This window comes from Pseudomonas sp. AC083 (assembly GCF_979253165.1).
Map to the genome: position 1 here is coordinate 167,165 of NZ_CEEDDH010000010.1, position 19,382 is coordinate 186,546.

Annotated in this window: 18 protein-coding genes; 15 read left to right on the plus strand and 3 right to left on the minus strand. The window is 60.6% G+C overall.

The features are described from left to right. Position 1: 1 nt before the first annotated feature. The 14 genes from hscA to AC0IXA_RS16685 all read left to right on the plus strand — a co-directional run bounded on the left by hscA (position 2) and on the right by AC0IXA_RS16685 (position 13,842). On the plus strand, positions 2 to 1,867 hold the full coding sequence (gene hscA, locus AC0IXA_RS16620; RefSeq protein WP_073473310.1) for a Fe-S protein assembly chaperone HscA: 1,866 nt from the start codon (positions 2 to 4) through the stop codon (positions 1,865 to 1,867). Continuing rightward, entirely contained in the window at positions 1,867 to 2,208 is a 342-nt protein-coding gene (fdx, locus tag AC0IXA_RS16625) for an ISC system 2Fe-2S type ferredoxin (RefSeq protein WP_016773327.1), read from the plus strand. Before hscA ends, fdx begins: the two co-directional genes overlap by 1 nt. Before the next feature lie 14 nt (positions 2,209 to 2,222). After that, complete coding sequence (gene iscX / locus AC0IXA_RS16630; protein ID WP_016773328.1) at positions 2,223 to 2,423, plus strand: Fe-S cluster assembly protein IscX; 201 nt, start codon at positions 2,223 to 2,225, stop codon at positions 2,421 to 2,423. A gap of 87 nt (positions 2,424 to 2,510) precedes the next feature. After that, positions 2,511 to 2,936 (plus strand): nucleoside-diphosphate kinase, encoded by a 426-nt coding sequence (ndk, locus tag AC0IXA_RS16635; protein WP_024014216.1) that lies wholly within the window; start codon positions 2,511 to 2,513, stop codon positions 2,934 to 2,936. Positions 2,937 to 2,964: 28 nt separating this feature from the next. Beyond that, positions 2,965 to 4,113: a dual-specificity RNA methyltransferase RlmN gene (rlmN, locus tag AC0IXA_RS16640; protein ID WP_024014215.1), complete on the plus strand. Its 1,149-nt coding sequence runs from the start codon at positions 2,965 to 2,967 to the stop codon at positions 4,111 to 4,113. A 12-nt stretch (positions 4,114 to 4,125) separates the two neighbouring features. Then, positions 4,126 to 4,884, plus strand: coding sequence for a type IV pilus biogenesis/stability protein PilW (gene pilW / locus AC0IXA_RS16645; RefSeq protein ID WP_016773330.1), 759 nt, complete (start codon positions 4,126 to 4,128; stop codon positions 4,882 to 4,884). Next, positions 4,884 to 5,903: a RodZ domain-containing protein gene (locus AC0IXA_RS16650; RefSeq protein ID WP_024014213.1), complete on the plus strand. Its 1,020-nt coding sequence runs from the start codon at positions 4,884 to 4,886 to the stop codon at positions 5,901 to 5,903. Before pilW ends, AC0IXA_RS16650 begins: the two co-directional genes overlap by 1 nt. A gap of 3 nt (positions 5,904 to 5,906) precedes the next feature. Then, positions 5,907 to 7,016, plus strand: coding sequence for a flavodoxin-dependent (E)-4-hydroxy-3-methylbut-2-enyl-diphosphate synthase (ispG, locus tag AC0IXA_RS16655; protein WP_042608337.1), 1,110 nt, complete (start codon positions 5,907 to 5,909; stop codon positions 7,014 to 7,016). A gap of 22 nt (positions 7,017 to 7,038) precedes the next feature. Beyond that, positions 7,039 to 8,328 (plus strand): histidine--tRNA ligase, encoded by a 1,290-nt coding sequence (gene hisS / locus AC0IXA_RS16660; protein WP_016773333.1) that lies wholly within the window; start codon positions 7,039 to 7,041, stop codon positions 8,326 to 8,328. A gap of 41 nt (positions 8,329 to 8,369) precedes the next feature. Next, positions 8,370 to 9,011, plus strand: a complete 642-nt coding sequence (locus AC0IXA_RS16665) for a tetratricopeptide repeat protein (protein WP_016773334.1) — start codon at positions 8,370 to 8,372, stop codon at positions 9,009 to 9,011. Further along, positions 9,004 to 10,155, plus strand: coding sequence for an outer membrane protein assembly factor BamB (bamB, locus tag AC0IXA_RS16670; protein WP_341638855.1), 1,152 nt, complete (start codon positions 9,004 to 9,006; stop codon positions 10,153 to 10,155). Before AC0IXA_RS16665 ends, bamB begins: the two co-directional genes overlap by 8 nt. Before the next feature lie 135 nt (positions 10,156 to 10,290). Continuing rightward, the gene (gene der, locus AC0IXA_RS16675) at positions 10,291 to 11,763 is read left to right on the plus strand and encodes a ribosome biogenesis GTPase Der (protein WP_024014210.1); all 1,473 of its coding nucleotides are present in this window, start codon (positions 10,291 to 10,293) and stop codon (positions 11,761 to 11,763) included. A gap of 151 nt (positions 11,764 to 11,914) precedes the next feature. Then, a complete protein-coding gene (locus AC0IXA_RS16680) occupies positions 11,915 to 13,063 on the plus strand; it encodes a pyridoxal phosphate-dependent aminotransferase (protein WP_471813915.1) in 1,149 nt (382 codons plus the stop codon). After that, complete coding sequence (locus AC0IXA_RS16685; protein ID WP_471813917.1) at positions 13,051 to 13,842, plus strand: amidohydrolase; 792 nt, start codon at positions 13,051 to 13,053, stop codon at positions 13,840 to 13,842. Before AC0IXA_RS16680 ends, AC0IXA_RS16685 begins: the two co-directional genes overlap by 13 nt. A 178-nt stretch (positions 13,843 to 14,020) precedes the next feature. Here AC0IXA_RS16685 and leuA read toward each other — a convergent pair whose 3' ends face one another. The 3 genes from leuA to xseA form a co-directional block, all read right to left on the minus strand. Further along, positions 14,021 to 15,700: a 2-isopropylmalate synthase gene (gene leuA / locus AC0IXA_RS16690; RefSeq protein ID WP_133338429.1), complete on the minus strand. Its 1,680-nt coding sequence runs from the start codon at positions 15,698 to 15,700 to the stop codon at positions 14,021 to 14,023. A gap of 464 nt (positions 15,701 to 16,164) precedes the next feature. Beyond that, positions 16,165 to 16,986: a peptidoglycan DD-metalloendopeptidase family protein gene (locus tag AC0IXA_RS16695; protein WP_217878787.1), complete on the minus strand. Its 822-nt coding sequence runs from the start codon at positions 16,984 to 16,986 to the stop codon at positions 16,165 to 16,167. 3 nt (positions 16,987 to 16,989) lie between these two features. Further along, positions 16,990 to 18,369 (minus strand): exodeoxyribonuclease VII large subunit, encoded by a 1,380-nt coding sequence (gene xseA, locus AC0IXA_RS16700; RefSeq protein ID WP_024014206.1) that lies wholly within the window; start codon positions 18,367 to 18,369, stop codon positions 16,990 to 16,992. Positions 18,370 to 18,556: 187 nt separating this feature from the next. Between xseA and AC0IXA_RS16705 the strand changes: the two genes are divergently transcribed. After that, complete coding sequence (locus AC0IXA_RS16705; protein WP_471813920.1) at positions 18,557 to 19,324, plus strand: sulfite exporter TauE/SafE family protein; 768 nt, start codon at positions 18,557 to 18,559, stop codon at positions 19,322 to 19,324. The last annotated feature ends 58 nt before the right edge of the window (positions 19,325 to 19,382 follow it).

The following is a 19,382-nucleotide window of genomic DNA, read 5'->3' on the forward strand; positions in this document are numbered from 1 at the left end:
CATGGCTCTACTGCAGATCGCCGAACCCGGCCAAAGTCCTCAACCGCACCAGCGTCGCCTGGCTGTGGGCATCGACTTGGGTACTACCAATTCGCTGGTCGCTGCGCTGCGCAGTGGTCTTTCCGAACCGCTGGCCGACGCCAACGGGCAGGTCATCCTGCCGTCCGCCGTGCGTTATCACGCCGACCGCGTCGAAGTCGGTGAGTCCGCCAAGCTGGCAGCAGCCTCCGATCCCCTGAACACCGTGCTCTCGGTCAAGCGCTTGATGGGTCGTGGTCTGTCCGACGTCAAGCAATTGGGCGAGCAGTTGCCGTATCGCTTTGTCGGCGGCGAATCGCACATGCCGTTCATCGACACCGTGCAAGGCCCGAAAAGCCCGGTCGAAGTTTCCGCCGATATCCTCAAGGTCCTGCGTCAGCGCGCTGAGGCGACCTTGGGTGGCGAGCTGGTTGGCGCGGTGATCACCGTTCCTGCCTACTTCGACGATGCGCAGCGTCAGGCCACCAAAGATGCGGCCAAGCTCGCCGGTCTTAACGTGTTGCGTCTGCTCAACGAGCCGACTGCGGCTGCGGTGGCTTACGGTCTGGATCAGCACGCTGAAGGTCTGGTGGCGATATATGACCTGGGCGGCGGTACTTTCGATATTTCCATTCTGCGTCTGACTGGCGGCGTCTTTGAGGTTCTGGCCACTGGCGGCGACAGCGCGCTGGGCGGCGATGATTTCGATCACGCGATTGCCGGCTGGATCATCGAGAGCGCTGGCCTGTCCGCCGATCTCGATCCGGGCGCACAGCGCAATCTGCTGCAAACCGCCTGCGCTGCCAAAGAAGCCCTGACCGATGCGGCCAGTGTGGAAGTGGCTTACGGCGACTGGAAAGCCCAGTTGACCCGCGAAGCCTTCGATGCGTTGATCGAGCCAATGGTCGCACGCAGCCTGAAAGCCTGCCGCCGCGCCGTTCGCGATTCCGGTATTGAACTGGAAGACGTCCACGCCGTGGTCATGGTCGGCGGTTCGACCCGAGTGCCACGTGTGCGTGAAGCCGTTGCCGAAGCCTTCGGTCGTCAGCCTTTGACGGAAATCGACCCGGATCAAGTGGTGGCCATCGGGGCCGCGATCCAGGCTGACACCCTGGCTGGCAACAAGCGCGATGGCGGCGAACTGCTGCTGCTCGACGTGATTCCGCTATCCCTGGGGCTGGAAACCATGGGCGGTCTGATGGAAAAGGTGATTCCGCGCAACACTACCATTCCCGTCGCCCGCGCTCAGGATTTCACCACCTATAAAGACGGCCAGTCGGCCATGGCGATCCACGTGTTGCAGGGTGAGCGCGAGCTGATCAGCGATTGCCGCTCTCTGGCACGTTTCGAATTGCGTGGCATTCCGGCAATGGTGGCGGGCGCGGCGAAAATTCGCGTGACCTTCCAGGTCGATGCCGACGGTCTGCTCAGCGTGTCTGCCCGTGAATTGGGCTCGGGCGTTGAGGCGAGCATTCAGGTCAAACCTTCCTATGGTCTGACCGATGGCGAAATCGCCAAGATGCTCAAGGATTCGTTCCAGCACGCCAATGACGACAAGGTCGCCCGCGTTCTGCGTGAGCAGCAAGTCGATGCCCAACGCCTGCTCGAAGCGGTGCAGGGCGCGCTGGAGGCCGATGGCGAGCGTTTGCTCGACGCCGAAGAGCGCATGGTCATCGAACTGCAAATGCAGGAACTGGCCGAACTGATGAAAGGTACCGATGGTTACGCCATCGAGCAGCAGACCAAACGTCTGTCGCAAGTGACCGATGCTTTTGCTGCCCGCCGCATGGATCTGACGGTGAAAGCCGCTCTGTCGGGGCGCAACCTGAATGAAATCGAGGATATCTGATGCCGCAGGTCATTTTTCTGCCCCACGAGAAGTTCTGCCCTGAAGGCATGGTGGTCGAGGCTGCGCCCGGCACATCGATTCTCGAACTGGCCCACGAACACCATATCGAGATGGAAAGCGCGTGCGGCGGCGTCTGCGCCTGCACCACCTGCCACTGCATCATCCGCGAGGGTTTCGACTCGCTGGAAGAGGCGGATGAGCTGGAAGAAGACTTCCTCGACCGTGCCTGGGGCCTTGAGGCGCAATCGCGTCTGGCTTGCCAGGCCATCGTCGGTGAGGAAGACCTCACCGTCGAGATTCCGAAATATTCGCTTAACCATGCGGCCGAAGCGCCGCACTGACTGGTAAGACTGTCATGAGCTACGGTTGGAATGATGTTCAACGCATTGCAGAAGAGCTGGCCGAGGCCCATGAGGGACTCGACCCGTACTCTGTAGGTTTTGTCCGTTTGCAGCAGATGATTCTTGAACTGCCTGACTTCGATGCTACTTCTGGCCGGGTCGGCGAGAAGGTGCTCGAAGCGGTTCAGGAGCTCTGGGCCGCAGAATTGGACTGATCGTCTCGCAGGTTAGGCAATACCCAAGAACCCGCGTATAATTCGCGGGTTTAATTTTTCGCAAATTACCGTTTCTGGAGTTACACCATGGCTGTTCAACGTACTTTCTCCATCATCAAGCCTGACGCCGTTGCTAAAAACGTGATCGGCAAGATCACCACTCGCTTCGAAGACGCTGGCCTGCGCGTTGTAGCTTCGAAACTGAAGCAACTGTCCAAAGCCGAAGCCGAAGGCTTCTACGCTGAGCACAGCGAGCGCGGTTTCTTCGGTGACCTGGTTGCATTCATGACTTCCGGCCCGGTTGTCGTTCAGGTTCTGGAAGGCGAAAACGCTATCGCTCGCAACCGTGAGCTGATGGGCGCTACCAACCCTAAAGAAGCTGCTGCCGGCACCATCCGTGCTGACTTCGCTGAATCGATCGACGCCAACGCCGTTCACGGTTCGGACTCCGAAGCTGCTGCCGCTCGCGAAATCGCTTACTTCTTCGCAGCTACTGAAGTAACCACTCGCTAAGCATTGCTTGCAGAGTGAAGGTGAATCCATGACTACATCGACTGTTAAAACAAACCTGCTGGGTCTGACCCAGCCGGAAATGGAAAAATTCTTCGACTCAATCGGGGAGAAGCGTTTCCGTGCCGGTCAGGTAATGAAATGGATTCACCACTTTGGCGTCGATGATTTCGACGCCATGACGAACGTCAGCAAAGCCTTGCGCGACAAGCTCAAGGCCATTGCTGAAGTGCGTGGTCCGGAAGTGGTCAGCGAGGACATCTCCAGCGACGGCACCCGTAAATGGGTGGTGCGCGTGGCGTCCGGCAGCTGCGTCGAGACCGTGTACATTCCCCAGGGCAAGCGCGGCACCTTGTGCGTTTCGTCCCAGGCAGGCTGTGCCCTGGATTGCAGTTTCTGCTCCACCGGCAAGCAAGGCTTCAACAGCAACCTCACCGCCGCCGAAGTCATCGGTCAGGTGTGGATTGCCAACAAATCTTTCGGCAGCGTCCCGGCCACCGTCGACCGCGCCATCACCAACGTGGTGATGATGGGCATGGGCGAGCCGTTGCTGAACTTCGACAACGTCGTCGCCGCCATGCATCTGATGATGGATGACCTCGGCTACGGGATCTCCAAGCGCCGCGTGACCCTGTCCACCTCGGGTGTGGTGCCGATGATCGATGAGCTGGCCAAGCACATCGACGTGTCCCTGGCGTTGTCCCTGCACGCACCAAATGACGCATTGCGTAACCAATTGGTGCCGATCAACAAGAAATATCCGCTTAAGATGCTGCTCGAGTCGTGCCAGCGCTACATGTCCGCCCTTGGCGAGAAACGTGTGCTGACCATCGAGTACACCTTGCTCAAGGATGTCAACGACAAGCTTGAGCACGCGGTGGAAATGATCGAGTTGCTTAAAGATATCCCGTGCAAGATCAACCTGATCCCGTTCAATCCGTTCCCGCACTCCGGGTACGAGCGGCCGAGCAACAATGCCATCCGCCGCTTCCAGGATCAGTTGCATCAGGCCGGTTTCAACGTCACTGTGCGCACCACTCGTGGTGAAGACATCGACGCCGCATGTGGTCAATTGGTAGGGCAGGTGCTGGATCGCACCCGTCGCAGCGAACGTTACATCGCCGTGCGCGAGTTGAGCGCCGACAGCGATCTGGCACAGAACGCCGCGAACACTAACTAAGAGAGGATCTCTATGTCCCTGCGCTTTGCGCTGCTGTTGCTGTTGGCCAGCCTGTGTGCTGGTTGTGTCCTGTCGGGTGACTACAACCCGATGAAGACCAGCAAGGGCCGCGATGAAGCGCGGGCTGCCTACGTGCAACTGGGGCTGGGCTATCTGCAGCAGGGCATGACCGAGCGCGCCAAGGTGCCATTGAAGAAAGCGCTGGAGCTGGACGGTTCCGACCCCGACGCCAATGCGGCCCTCGGTCTGGTGTTTCAGGCCGAGATGGAGCCGGCACTTGCCGACGAGCACTTTCGCAAGGCCCTGTCCTCACGTCCCGCCGATGCGCGCATCCTCAACAACTACGGCAGTTTTCTCTACGAAGAACAGCGCTACAAGGAAGCCTACGAGCGTTTTGAACAAGCGGCCGCCGATACCCTGTATCCTGAGCGCTCGCGGGTCTTCGAAAACCTCGGCATGACCGCCGCCAAGCTTGGCCAGCGTGATCTGGCCCAGCAACAGCTGGAAAAAGCCCTGCGCCTGAACCGTCAACAACCACGCGCATTGCTGGAAATGGCTGAGTTGTCTTTCGAAGACAGGCATTATGTGCCCGCGCGTGACTATTACGACCGTTTCAGCCAGCTCACCGAACAGAATGCACGTAGTCTATTGCTCGGCGTTCGGCTGGCAAAAGTGTTTGAAGATCGCGACAAGGCAGCCAGTTACGGTCTGCAATTAAAACGACTCTATCCCGGTACGCCGGAATATCAGCAATACCTGTCGGAGCAATGATGAAAGCGGCGCATCCCGAAGTTGTAGCAGCGAATCGCGTAAATCCCGGTGAGACCCTGCGCCAGGCCCGCGAAAGCAATGGCTGGTCGCTGGCCGAAGTGGCCCTCAAGCTCAACCTCACCGTGACGTCACTGAGCAATCTTGAAGCCGGCGCTTTCGACAAGCTGCCGGGGCATACCTTCGCTCGCGGTTACATTCGCGCCTATGCCAAATTGCTCGGCATGGACCAGACCGTTCTGGTTCAGCAATTCGACCAGTCCACCGGCACCGACTCCCAAGGCAGCAACGTTCACGCCCTCGGTCGTATCGAAGAGCCTGTGCGGGTCTCCCACACCATTTTGCGTATCGTCAGCCTGTTGCTGCTGATCGCGGTCATCGGCGGAGGTTTCGTCTGGTGGCAGGATCAGACCTCGCAGCGCACCCGCGATCTGACCAGCCTGGCGCCGGAGCACGTCGAAGTCGAAGGCGCTGACGGCACAACGCAGATCCACCCGATCGACGAGCCGGAAGACCAGGCTGTCGCCGAAAATCAGGCTGACAATTCGACATCGCTGGCCTTGCCGCAGTCGGAAACCAGTGCTGAATCCACCGGCGCCGAATCTGCTGCGCCAGCAGCCGAGCCGGCTGCCCCGGCAGTTGCGCCAAGCGCACCGGCACAGACGCCTGCGCCAGTGGTGGCGGCTCCGGCCACTCCAGCGCCGAATGTCCCAGCGACACCTGCCCCGACCGCGCCGGTCGCCCAAGCGCCAAGCGCTGAAGCAGCTGCTCCGGTTGCCGGCGAAGGCCAGGTGCAATTGCAGTTCACCGGCGATTGCTGGGCACAGGTGACCGATGGCCGTGGCAAAGTGATTTTCAGTGGTCTGAAGCATAAAGGCGACAGCGTGAGCGTTTCCGGCAAACCGCCGCTCAATGTGCGTCTGGGCGTTGCCCGCGCAGCACAGGTCAGCTACAACGGCCAACCGGTCGACATCGCTCCGTTCACCAGTGGCGAGACTGCTCGCCTGAAGTTGGGTCAATAAGTCATGCACGGCGAATCTCCAATCAAACGTCGCGAATCGCGCAAGATCTGGGTCGGCAACGTACCGGTGGGCGGCGACGCGCCGATCGCTGTGCAGAGCATGACCAACAGCGATACCAATGATGTCGCTGCGACCGTGGCGCAGATCAATCGTCTGGAAGCCGCCGGCGTCGACATAGTTCGCGTTTCGGTGCCGGACATGGACGCCGCCGAGGCGTTCGGCAGGATCAAGCAACTGGTCAAAGTGCCGTTGGTGGCCGACATTCACTTCGACTACAAGATCGCTCTGCGCGTGGCCGAACTGGGTGTTGACTGCCTGCGCATCAACCCGGGCAACATCGGTCGCGAAGACCGTGTGCGTGCCGTGGTCGATGCCGCCCGTGATCGCGGCATTCCAATCCGCATCGGCGTCAACGCCGGTTCGCTGGAAAAAGACTTGCAAAAGAAATACGGCGAGCCGACCCCGGCGGCGCTGGTTGAATCCGCCCTGCGTCACGTCGAGCACCTTGAACGCTTGAATTTCCAGGACTTCAAGGTCAGCGTTAAGGCCTCCGACGTGTTCATGGCCGTCGAAGCGTACCGTTTACTGGCGAAAGAAATCGTCCAGCCGCTGCACCTCGGCATCACTGAAGCTGGCGGTTTGCGTTCGGGTACGGTGAAATCCGCCGTGGGCCTAGGTATGCTGCTCGCCGAAGGGATTGGCGATACTATCCGCATCTCGCTGGCGGCCGACCCGGTCGAGGAAGTGAAGGTCGGTTACGACATTCTCAAGTCTTTGCATCTGCGTTCCCGTGGCATCAACTTCATCGCCTGCCCGAGCTGCTCGCGGCAGAACTTCGATGTGGTGAAAACCATGAACGAGCTGGAAGGGCGCCTTGAAGACCTGCTGGTGCCGCTGGATGTCGCGGTCATCGGTTGCGTGGTCAACGGCCCCGGCGAAGCCAAGGAAGCCCATATCGGCTTGACCGGCGGCACGCCCAACCTGATTTACATCGACGGCAAGCCGTCGCAGAAGCTGACGAATGACAATCTGGTGGACGAGCTGGAAAAGCTGATCCGCCAGAAAGCGGCCGAAAAGGTCGAAGCTGACGCTGCCGTTATCGCGCGCGGCTGATCGAACGAATTAAGGAAATTTTGTGAGCAAGTCTCTGCAAGCCATTCGTGGCATGAACGACATCCTGCCCGAACAGACCCCGCTGTGGCGTTATTTCGAAGGCACCGTGGCGCGTCTGCTGGATAACTACGGTTACAAGCAGATCCGCATGCCGATCGTCGAGTTCACCGAGCTGTTCAAGCGCTCGATCGGCGAAGTCACCGATATCGTCGAAAAAGAGATGTACACCTTCGAAGACCGCAACGGTGATTCCCTGACCCTGCGTCCGGAAGGCACTGCGGCCTGTGTGCGCGCAGTGCTCGAACACGGCATCACCGGCGGTGGTCAGGTGCAGAAACTCTGGTACATCGGCCCGATGTTCCGCCACGAGCGTCCGCAGAAAGGCCGTTATCGCCAGTTCCACCAGATCGGTCTGGAAGTGTTCAACCTCGACGGTCCGGACATCGACGCCGAGCTGATCATCATGACCTGGCGCCTGTGGGGCGAGCTGGGCATCCGTGATGCGGTCAAGCTCGAACTCAACAGCCTCGGTACCAGCGAATCCCGTGGTCGCTATCGTGAAGCGCTGGTCGAGTACCTCTCGGCGCACCACGACAAGCTCGACGAAGACAGCCAGCGTCGTCTGAAAACCAACCCGCTGCGCGTGCTCGACACGAAAAATGCCGACACCCAGGCCGTGCTGGTCGATGCGCCGAAAATGGCCGACTACCTCGACGACGAGTCCCGCGCTCACTTCGAAGGCCTGAAGGCGCGTCTGGATGCCGTTGGCATTCCTTACGTGCTCAATCCGAAACTGGTGCGTGGCCTCGATTACTACAGCAAAACCGTTTTCGAATGGGTCACCGACAAGCTCGGCGCCCAGGGCACCGTGTGCGCGGGCGGCCGTTACGACGGTCTGGTCGAGCAGATGGGCGGTAAGCCAACCCCGGGCGTCGGTTTCGCCATGGGCATCGAGCGTCTGGTATTGATGCTCGAAACCCTTGAGCAGATCCCGCAGGAAATTGCCCGTCAGGTCGACGTCTACCTCTGCGCCTTCGGTGAAGAAGCCGAGCTGGCCGGTCTGGCCCTGGCCGAACGGGTTCGCGATGAACTTCCAAACCTGCGCCTGCAAGTCAATGCCGGCGCCGGCAGTTTCAAAAGCCAGTTCAAGAAGGCCGACAAGAGCGGTGCGCTGTACGCATTGATCCTCGGTGACGACGAAATGGCCCAGCAAGTGGTAGGTTTCAAACCCCTGCGTGGCCAGGGCGAACAACAAAGCATTGCCTGGGATGCGCTCGCCGCTCACCTGGCCACCTGCGTCGTGCAGGGTTGAAGCTGTCTTAACAGCCGATTTAGCGATTAAGGAGTATTGGGGTGTCGAGTACCGAAGACGAACAGTTGGCGGATTTGAAGGACTGGTGGACACGCAACGGCAAACCTCTGGTCACCGGCGGCCTGTTGGCGCTGGTCATCGTGTTCGGCTGGCAGGCATATCACAAATACCAGAGCAACCAGTCGCAAGGCGCCTCGGTGCTCTATCAGCAATTGCTGGAAACCACGCTGACGCCTGACGGCAAGCCTGATGCCGCCCGCGTTGCGGATCTGGCCGGCAAGCTCAACAGCGAATACGGCGGTTCGGCCTACGCGCAGTACGGCAGCCTGTTCGTCGCCAAAGTAGCGGTCGACAGCGGCAAGCTGGACGACGCGGCAACCGAACTCAAAGCCATCGTCGACAAGCCGGCCAACCCGGCGCTGGGCGAAATCGCCCGTCAGCGTCTGGCGCAGGTACTGGGCGCGCAGGACAAGGCCGAAGACGCCCTGAAACTGCTCGACGGCGATGCCGACAAAGCGTTCCTGGCCACTCGCGAAGAACTCAAGGGCGACCTGCTGGTGCGCTTGGGCCGTACCGATGACGCGAACAAGGCGTATCAAAAAGCCAAGGCGGCACTGTCGGATGAAGCGGCGGTCGGTGGCCTTCAAATCAAGCTCGACGACCTGGCCAAAGGGGATGCGTGACGTGATCCGTTGGAAGCATGCAGCATTGCTGGCTCTGGCCCTTCTGGCCGCGGGTTGCAGCAGCAACAGCAAGAAAGAATTGCCACCGGCCGAACTGACCGACTTCAAAGAAGAAGTGGTTCTGCAGAAGCAGTGGAGCCGCTCGATCGGTGACGGTCAGGGCGAAACCTACAACATGCTGGTGCCGGCGATCGACGGTGACACCATCTACGCCGCCGATGTGACCGGTGTGGTGATGGCGCTGGATCGCAGCAACGGCGAGGTGAAGTGGGACCAGGATCTGGAACTGCCTGTCTCCGGCGCCGTTGGCGTGGGTTACGGTCTGGTACTGATCGGTACCCTGCGTGGCGAAGTCGTCGCTCTGGACACTAGCAATGGTGAAGAGAAGTGGCGTGCCCGCGTCAACAGTGAAGTCCTCGCGCCGCCGGCCAACAATGGCGACGTGGTCGTTGTGCAGACCCAGGACGATCGTCTGATCGGTCTGGACGCTGCCACCGGCAACCAGCGCTGGGTGTATGACAGCACCCCGGCGGTCCTGACCCTGCGTGGCACCAGTGCTCCGCTGGTGACCAACCGTCTGGCGGTAGCTGGGCTGTCGACCGGTAAAGTGGTCGCGCTGGACATCTCCAACGGCGTGCCGGTGTGGGAACAACGCATCGCCATTCCGCAAGGTCGTTCGGAACTGGAGCGCGTGGTCGACATCGACGGCGGTCTGCTGCTGTCCGGCGGCACGCTGTACGTGGCCAGTTATCAGGGTCGCGTTGCGGCACTGGACCTGGAAAGCGGTCGTCAACTGTGGCAGCGCGATGCGTCGAGCTATGCCGGTATCGCTCAAGGTTTCGGCAGCGTCTACGTGAGCCTGTCTTCGGGCACCGTTGAAGGCGTCGACGAGCGTTCCACCACCGCACTGTGGAGCAACGACTCGCTGGCTCGCCGTCAACTGTCGGCACCGGAAGTGTTCTCCAGCTATGTAGCTGTGGGTGACCTGGAAGGTTATCTGCATCTGCTGAGTCAGGTCGACGGTCGTTTCGTCGGCCGTGAGCGCATCGACAGCGACGGCCTGCGTGCCCGTCCGCTGGTGGTGGGCGACACGATTTATGTGTATGGCAACAGCGGCAAACTGGAAGCCCTGACCATCAAGTAACAACTATGCTTGGGGTTCATCCCCAAGCGGCCCTGCATCAGCAGGGTTTGCAGCGCCCCCGGGTGTTGCCCCGAGCACCAGCCGCTGCCTCGCAGCGGCTTTTGTATTTTCTGAAATAACGAAGTGGAGAGCCGCATGGTTCCCGTAATCGCCCTGGTGGGCCGACCGAACGTCGGCAAGTCCACCTTGTTCAACCGCCTGACCAGGACTCGTGACGCCATCGTCGGCGACCTGTCCGGTCTGACCCGTGATCGCCAGTACGGTGAGGCCAAGTGGCAAGGGCGTTCCTACATTCTGATCGACACCGGCGGTATCTCCGGTGACGAACATGGTATGGACGAAAAAATGGCCGAGCAGTCGCTGCTGGCCATCGAAGAAGCCGATGTGGTGCTGTTTCTGGTAGATGCCAAGGCCGGTTTTACCGCTGCCGACCAGATGATCGCCGAGCATTTGCGCAAACGTAACAAGCGTTCCCACGTGGTTGCCAACAAGGTCGACAACATCGACCCGGAAATGGCCCGCGCCGAATTCGCCCCGCTGGGCATGGGCCACGCGATCCCGATCGCCGGCGCCCATGGCCGTGGCATCACGCAATTGCTGGAAGCCGCTCTGAGCGAATTCCCGCGTGATGATGACGAGCCGGCTGAAGGCGAAGAGGAAGAAGTCGTTGCCGAAGGCGAGGAAGCCAAGCGCATTCCTGGCCCGAGCGAGAAAGACGGGATCAAGATCGCCATCATCGGCCGTCCGAACGTCGGCAAGTCGACCCTGGTCAACCGCATGCTCGGTGAAGACCGCGTCATCGTGTATGACCAGCCGGGCACCACCCGCGACAGCATCTACATTCCGTTCGAGCGCAATGAAGAGAAGTACACGCTGATCGACACTGCCGGTGTGCGCAAGCGCGGCAAGATCCACGAAGAAGTCGAAAAATTCTCCGTGGTCAAAACCCTGCAGGCGATCAAAGACGCCAACGTGGTGATCTTCGTGATGGACGCCCGCGAGGGTGTGGTCGATCACGACCTGAACCTGCTGGGCTTCGCGATCGAATCCGGTCGTGCGCTGGTCATCGCGATCAACAAGTGGGACGGCATGACGCCGAGCGAGCGCGACTTCGTGAAAGTCGAGCTGCAACGCCGGCTGTTCTTTGTCGACTACGCCGACATTCACTTCATCTCGGCGTTGCACGGCACGGGCGTGGGCAACCTCTACGCCTCGGTGCAGAACTCGTTCAAGTCGGCGGTTACCCGCTGGCCGACCAACCGTCTCACCCAGATTCTGGAAGATGCGGTGGGCGAGCACGCGCCACCGATGGTCAACAACCGCCGGATCAAGCTGCGTTACGCTCACTTGGGTGGTGCGAACCCGCCGATCATCGTGATCCACGGTAACCAGATCGAGAAAGTGCCGAAGTCGTATGTGCGCTATCTGGAAAACACTTACCGCCGTGTACTCAAGCTGGTCGGTACGCCGATCCGCATCGAGTTCAAGGGCGGCGAGAACCCGTACGAAGGCAACAAGAACACGCTGACCGACCGCCAGGTCAACAAGAAGCGTCGCTTGATGTCGCACAACAAGAAAGCCAGCAAGAAGCGCCGCGACAAGAAGTAGAAGCAGCTGCGAGTTTCAAGCTGCAAGCTGCAAGTAAAAGCGGTAAAGCAGAGAGGGCTTCGTATGAAGCCCTTTTTTGTGGGCGCGGGTTTTTGCTTGCAGCTTGCAGCTTGACGCTTGAAACTTGCAGCTCACCTGCAAGGGGCCTCCGATGATCACCAGCAAGCTGCCGAATGTCGGCATCACTATTTTCACGCAGATGTCTCAGCTCGCGGCGCAGACCGGCGCGATCAACCTGTCCCAGGGTTTCCCGGATTTCGACGGCCCGCAGTCGTTGCGTGATGCGGTCGGGCGGCATATCGCCAGTGGCCATAACCAGTATTCGCCGATGACCGGTTTGCCGGCATTGCGTCAGCAGATCGCGGCCAAGATCGCCCGCAGCTACGGCGTGACTGTCGATGCCGATCATGAAGTGACGGTAACACCCGGCGCGACCCAGGCGATCTTCTGCGCGATTCAGGCCGTTATCCACAGCTGCGATGAAGTCATCGTCTTCGATCCGTGCTACGACAGTTACGCACCGGCAACGGAGCTGGCGGGTGGTCGTTGCGTGCATGTGCAGCTGAATCCGGTCGATTTCTCCATCGATTTCGACCAGCTCGCCGCGGCCCTGAGCCCGCGGACGAAAATGATCGTCATCAACACCCCGCACAACCCCAGCGGCGCATTGATCAGCCGCGCCGAGCTCGATCAACTGGCGGCGTTGATCCGTGACCGCGACATCTATCTGATCAGCGACGAAGTCTACGAGCACTTGGTTTTCGACGGCATGCCACATGTCAGCGTGCTGGCCCATGAAGAGCTGTATCAGCGCGCGTTCGTGGTCAGTTCGTTCGGCAAGACGTACCACGTCACCGGCTGGAAAACCGGCTATGTCGTCGCCCCGCCAGCCCTGACAGCCGAATTGCGCAAGGTGCATCAGTACGTCAGTTTCTGTGGCGTCACGCCGCTGCAATACGCGCTGGCCGATTACATGGCCGAGCACCCGGAGCACGTTGAAGAGCTGCCGGGTTTCTATCAGGCCAAGCGCGATCTGTTCTGCGATCTGCTCGCGCCGTCGCGCTTCAGTTTTACCCGAGTCACCGGCACCTATTTCCAATTGGTCGATTATTCGCAGATCTGTCCTGATCTGAATGATGTCGACATGGCCATGTGGATGACTCGCGAGCACGGTGTCGCGAGCATTCCGGTGTCGGTGTTCTACCAGCATCCACCGCAAGGCCAGCGCCTGATACGCCTGTGCTTTGCCAAACGCGAGGAGACGCTGCGTGAAGCGGCGGCGAAACTATGCGTGATCTGAGTGCATTGCCAGACCTGACCCTGGCGCTGATCCAGACCAGCCTGGTCTGGCACGACCGCCAGGCCAATCTCGAGCATTTCGAGCTGCTGCTGGAGCAGGCCCGGGGCGCTGATCTGATCATCCTGCCGGAGATGTTCACCACCGGATTCTCGATGGAATCGGAAACCCTCGCCGAAGCCGAAAACGGCCCGACCAGCAAATGGCTGCGGGCGCAGGCGGCCAAGTTCGATGCGGTCATCACTGGCAGCGTGATCATTCAGGCGGCCGACGGCAGCCATCGCAACCGCTTGCTCTGGGCGCGGCCGGACGGCGAAGTGCTGCATTACGACAAGCGTCACCTGTTCCGCATGGCCGGCGAGCACAACCATTACACGCCCGGCGAGCGGCAGGTGCAGTTCGAGCTCAAGGGTTGGCGGATTCGTCCGCTGATCTGCTACGACCTGCGCTTCCCGGTGTGGAGCAGGGACGCGCAGGACACCGATCTGCTGCTGTACACCGCCAATTGGCCGGGCGCACGGCGTCTGCACTGGAACCGCCTGCTGCCGGCACGAGCGATTGAAAATCTCTGCTACGTGGCAGCGGTAAATCGGGTGGGCAGCGACGGCAAAGGCTTCGCCTATACCGGCGACAGTCAGGTGCTGGATTTTCAGGGCGAGACGTTGCTGGCGGCGGGGGAGGCGGATGGCGTGTTCAAGGTGGTTGTGGAAGCGGCGCCGTTGGCGGCGTATCGCGAGCGCTTTCCGGCGAATCTGGATGCCGACACGTTTGAGTTCACCTGAGGCAGCCGATCGTTCCCACGCTCTGCGTGGGAATGCAGCCCGTGACGCTCCGCGTCACTGGACGCGGAGCGTCCCTTGAGGCATTCCCACGCGGAGCATGGGAACGATCGCATCCTTTGATCTACAAAAAAAGGCCCCGGAGTTTGCACTCCGGGGCCTTTCGCATTTCAGCGGTCGATTACGCTGCTTTTGCCTCTGGCTGGCTCAGCGAACGGTTCAGTGCGCTGAACAATGCCTTGAAGCTGGCGGTGGTGATGTTTTCATCGATACCCACGCCGTGCACCGCACGTTCACCGTTCACCCGCAGTTCGATGTAGGCCGCTGCTTTGGCATTGGTGCCCGCGCCGATCGCGTGTTCGTTGTAGTCCATGATTTCCACCGGAATCGGCAGGCCGGCGACCAGTGCTTCCAGCGCGCCGTTGCCCTTGCCGCGCCAGTGCAGGTTGGTTTCGCCCTGACCTTTGCTGGCTACTTCGACTTCGACGGCGCTGTTGCCGTTCTCTTCCTGCAAACGATGGCTGACCAACGCGTACGGGGTGTTGGCCTGCAGGTATTCGCTGATCAACAGCGAGTGAATCTGCTTGGCGGTCATCTCCAGGCCCAGGCGGTCGGTCTCACGCTGTACGACCTGGCTGAACTCGATCTGCATGCGGCGTGGCAGGCTGATGCCGTATTCCTGTTCCAGCAAGTAAGCGATGCCGCCCTTGCCCGACTGGCTGTTGACGCGGATCACCGCCTCGTAGCTGCGACCGATGTCGGCCGGGTCGATCGGCAGGTACGGCACTTCCCACAGGGTGTCCGGTTTCTGCTGGGCGAAGCCCTTGCGGATTGCATCCTGGTGCGAGCCGGAGAACGCGGTGTGCACCAGATCGCCAACGTATGGATGACGAGGGTGCACCTGAATCTGGTTGCACTCTTCGACAACTTTGCGCACGCCGTCGATGTCGGAGAAGTCCAGCTCAGGGTCTACGCCCTGGGTGTACATGTTCAGCGCGACGGTGACGAGGTCGACGTTACCGGTGCGCTCGCCGTTGCCGAACAGGCAGCCTTCGACGCGATCGGCCCCAGCCATCAGGCCCAGCTCGGTGGCCGCGACGCCGGTGCCACGGTCGTTGTGGGTGTGCAGGCTGATGATCACGCTGTCACGACGGTTGATATTGCGGCCGAACCACTCGATCTGGTCGGCATAGATGTTCGGGGTCGCGCACTCAACGGTGGCCGGCAGGTTGAGGATCATCTTGTGCTCAGGCGTCGGGTTCCACACCTCGATCACGGCGTCACATACTTCTTTGGCGAATTCCAGCTCGGTAGCGCTGAAGGTTTCCGGCGAGTATTCGAAGGTCCACTCGGTTTCCGGCTGCATGGCCGCATATTTGACGAACAGCTTGGCGGCGTTAACCGCGATGGCCTTGATGCCGTCCTTGTCCTGGTTGAAGACGATGCGACGGAAAGAAGGCGAGGTGGCGTTGTACAGGTGAACGATGGCTTTCTTCGCCCCGCGCAGGGATTCGAAGGTGCGCTCGATCAGGTCTTCACGGCCCTGGGTCAGCACCTGAATGGTGGTGTCGTCGGGGATGTGGCCTTCTTCGATCAGGGTACGCACGAAGTCGAAGTCGGTTTGCGACGCGGCGGGGAACGACGCTTCGATTTCCTTCACGCCCACCTGCACCAGGGTTTTCCAGAAGCGCAGCTTCTTCGCCGCGTCCATCGGTTCGATCAGCGACTGGTTGCCGTCACGCAGGTCGGAGCTGCACCAGATCGGCGCGGCGTCGATGGTTTTCGACGGCCAGGTGCGATCCGGCAGGTTGATGACGGGAAACGCGCGGTATTTCGAAGACGGGTCTTTGAGCATGCTCATCGGGAAATTCCTTGTTGTCTGGGCCGAAAAGAGGCGGCCTGCCGGTTGAACGAATGTTCTTGGAAAAGCGTGGGACGAGGCGCAGCGATTCAGCCTGGCAGTCGTGCACTGACGAGGCACAGGCTGCGGTGCTGGCGAAGCTGAATGAGGGTGTGAGAGGTTTTCATGGCTTCAACCCTAACCGCGAGGGGAAAGGATGGCAAGCAGTCGTAAAAAATTGAGAGGAATACTCGGGAAGAGAGTTTTTGCGGGATTTTATTGCGCTTAAGGCGGTGGAAGTTGTTGATGTTTGCGTAAGGCTAGAGTGGGGCGCAATTGAGTTTTTGGAGATTCATTGAGTATGGCGGTGTTTTATAGGCGGCCTTCGCGAGCAGGCTCGCTCCCACACAGGATCTTATTGACATCAAAGATACCCCTGTGGGAGCGAGCCTGCTCGCGAAGGCGCCGGTAGCCCAACCAATGATTCAGGGTTGAAAAGCCCCAATGAAAATCGCCGGATCCACCCGCGCATCATTCAGGCTGACGTTCCAGTGCATATGCGGCCCGGTCGCGCGGCCGGTCGCGCCGACCTTGCCCACCACCGCGCCACGGGCCAGTTGCTGGCCGTTCTTCACGTCGATCTTCGACATGTGGCAGAACATGCTGATAAAGCCCTGGCCATGGTCAACGAACACCGTGTTGCCGTTGAAGAAGTAATTGCCGATCAGAATCACCTTGCCCGCCGCCGGGGTCTTGATCGGCGTGCCCGCGGGCACTGCGAAATCGAGACCGGCATGAGGATTACGTTCTTCGCCATTGAAGAAACGACGCACGCCAAACTTGCTCGACAGCGGCCCGTTGACCGGTTTGTCCAGCAGCAGATTGCTCGGCGTGTTCGGGCTGAAACTGCGGTAAGCCGCGATCTGTTCCGCCAGTTCACCCTCAATGCGCTTGAGGTTGTCGGCGTTCGGATTGACCTGCTGTTTGTTCTTCAGGGTGATGTGCTGTTCCGGGTATTTCTTGCTGCCCACGGTGAATGGCAGATTGCGCCCGCCACTGCTGATCTGCTGCGCGCCAGGCTTGACCGTCAGCGGCACGCCAACGATTGCCAACCAGTTGTTCTGCTCTTTGACCACCAGCACCGGTTTGCCCTGATAAGAAGCTTTCGGCGCCTGCGCGGCAGTGCCCAGATCCACCACGGCGACGCCGCCCGGCACCGGTTTGTTCAGCAGCCGGGTGATGTAACTGTCGGCGTGGGCGTTGAAGGTCAGGCAGAGCAACAGCAGCGAAGCGAGAAAACGCGGCATGGATCAGTCCAGTAAAGAGAGGGTGACGGGCGTCAGGTGATTGTCCTCGACGCGCACTTGCAGTTCGCCTTCGCCGAGCTTGGCTTTCAGACGCTGGCCGGTGTGGGTCTGCGCAGCGTTGCGAATCGCGTGGCCGCGCTCGTCGAGCAGAATGCTGTAACCGCGACCGAGAGTCGCCAATGGGCTGACCACGTGCAGGGTCTGCATCTGACTGTGCAATTGCTGCCGACGCTGTTTCAAAGCATCGCGCATGGCCCGGGGCAGGCGTTCGGCAAGACTGTCGAGGCGCTGGCGAAGCATGGCCAGTTGGCGCCCCGGATGTTGCCCGGCGAGACGGGTTTCCAGGCGGATCAGGCGTTCGCGGCGGGTATTGAGGCTGCGTTCGAAAGCCCGGCGCATGCGCATGTCCAGATCATCCAGACGCTGCGCCTGCTGGCGCAGACGTTCGCCGGGATGGCGCAACCGTCGCGCCATGCCTTCCAGACGCAGGCGATCACGCATCAAGCGATCACGCATGCGCATCACCAGACGCCGGTGCAGGCTCTCGACCTGACGAATCAGATGGCTGGAATCCGGGGCGAGCAGTTCGGCGGCGGCCGAGGGCGTGGGGGCGCGAACGTCGGCGACAAAATCGCTGATCGAAACATCGGTTTCATGGCCGACGGCACTGACGATCGGCGTGACACAGGCATCGACCGCGCGCGCCACCGCTTCCTCGTTGAAGCACCAGAGGTCTTCCAGCGAGCCGCCGCCACGGGCGAGGATCAGCGCGTCGAAGCCGCGGGCATCGGCCATTTTCAGCGCGCGGACGATTTGCGCGGTGGCCTCGCGGCCCTGTACGGCGGTCGGAATCAGGGTCAGTTGCACCTGCGGCGCACGGCGGCGGAATACGCTGATGATGTCGCGAATCACCGCGCCGGTTGGCGAACTGATGATGCCGATGCGCTGCGGATGCGCGGGCAGCGGCACTTTGCGTTCGGCACTGAACAGGCCTTCGGCGCTGAGCTTTTCCTTCAGCGCATCGAAGGCCAGACGTAGCGCGCCGTCACCGGCCGGCTCCACGGTGTCGAGGATCAGCTGATAGTCGCCACGGCCTTCGAACAGCGAAACCTTGCCGCGCACCTTGACCGCCAGACCGTCCTTCAACGCTTGGCGCACGCGGGCGGCGTTCTGCCGGAACAACGCGCAACGCACCTGCGCGCCGCTGTCCTTGAGGGTGAAGTAGACGTGGCCGGACGCCGGGCGTGCGAGGTTGGAGATTTCGCCTTCGACCCAGATGTTGCTGAACACGTCTTCAAGCAACACCCGCGCGCGGCCGTTGAGCTGGCTGACGGTCAGGACTTCACGGTCCAGGCCAAGTCTTGCAAAGGGATCTTTAATCATGGGGCGCAGTTTAAAGGCATTCTTCTGCTCATTGCACGAACCCTGTAGGAGCTGTCGAGTGCAACGAGGCTGCGAGCTTTTGATCTTGCTTTTTCAGCATCAAGATCAAAAGATCGCAGCCTTCGGCAGCTCCTACAGGGCGAGTGTCAGTCGTAACCGTCGGCGGTCTTATAAAGGAAACGCGTTGATGAGCGTGATGGAGCTGTTGGGGGCGTGGTCGTGGGGCGCTGGCGGTTGGGCGGTCATCGGGGTGGCCATTGCCCTGGCCTACATCGTCTTCGGCATCGCCGGTTTCGGCACTGCCCTGGTCGCGGGGCCGATGCTGATCCTGTTCATGCCACTGTCGAAAATCGTGCCGCTGCTGGTGCTGCTCGATTTCGTCGCGGCATTCGGCAATCTGCTGCCCTCGCGGCGCGACGTCGCCAAGCCGGAATTGCTCAGGCTGCTGCCGTGCATGGCGATCGGTTGCACGTTGGGGGTGATCTTCCTGCTGAATCTGAAATCCGATCTGTTACTGCTTTTGATGGGGCTGTTTATCAGCGCCTATGCGGTTTACAGCCTGTGGGTGAAAGCGCGGCCGGCACAGTTGTCGGCAGCGTGGGCGGTGCCGATGGGCACAGTGGGCGGGTTGTTCGGCGCGTTGTTTGGCAGTGGCGGCTTTCTTTACGCGATCTATCTGAACAGCCGCCTGCCCAAGGACGCGGCGCGGGCCACGCAAAGTGCCTTGATCAGTTGCAGCACCGTGGTGCGCTTGAGTCTGTTTGTCATCGCCGGTGTGTATGCCGAGCTACCCTTGTTGATGCTGGCGCTGTGTCTGTTGCCGGCCATGGCGCTGGGCTTGTGGATCGGCCGGCGGCTTACCATGAAATTGTCGCGCGAGGCGTTTGTGCGGCTGGTGACTTGGCTGGTGCTGGCCAGCGGCATCGCGTTGATCGTGCGCTATTTCAGCACTTGACCGGATTTCGTCAGGGATTAAGCTGCCGGCCTTCAGGGCCTCTTCGCGAGCAAGCTCG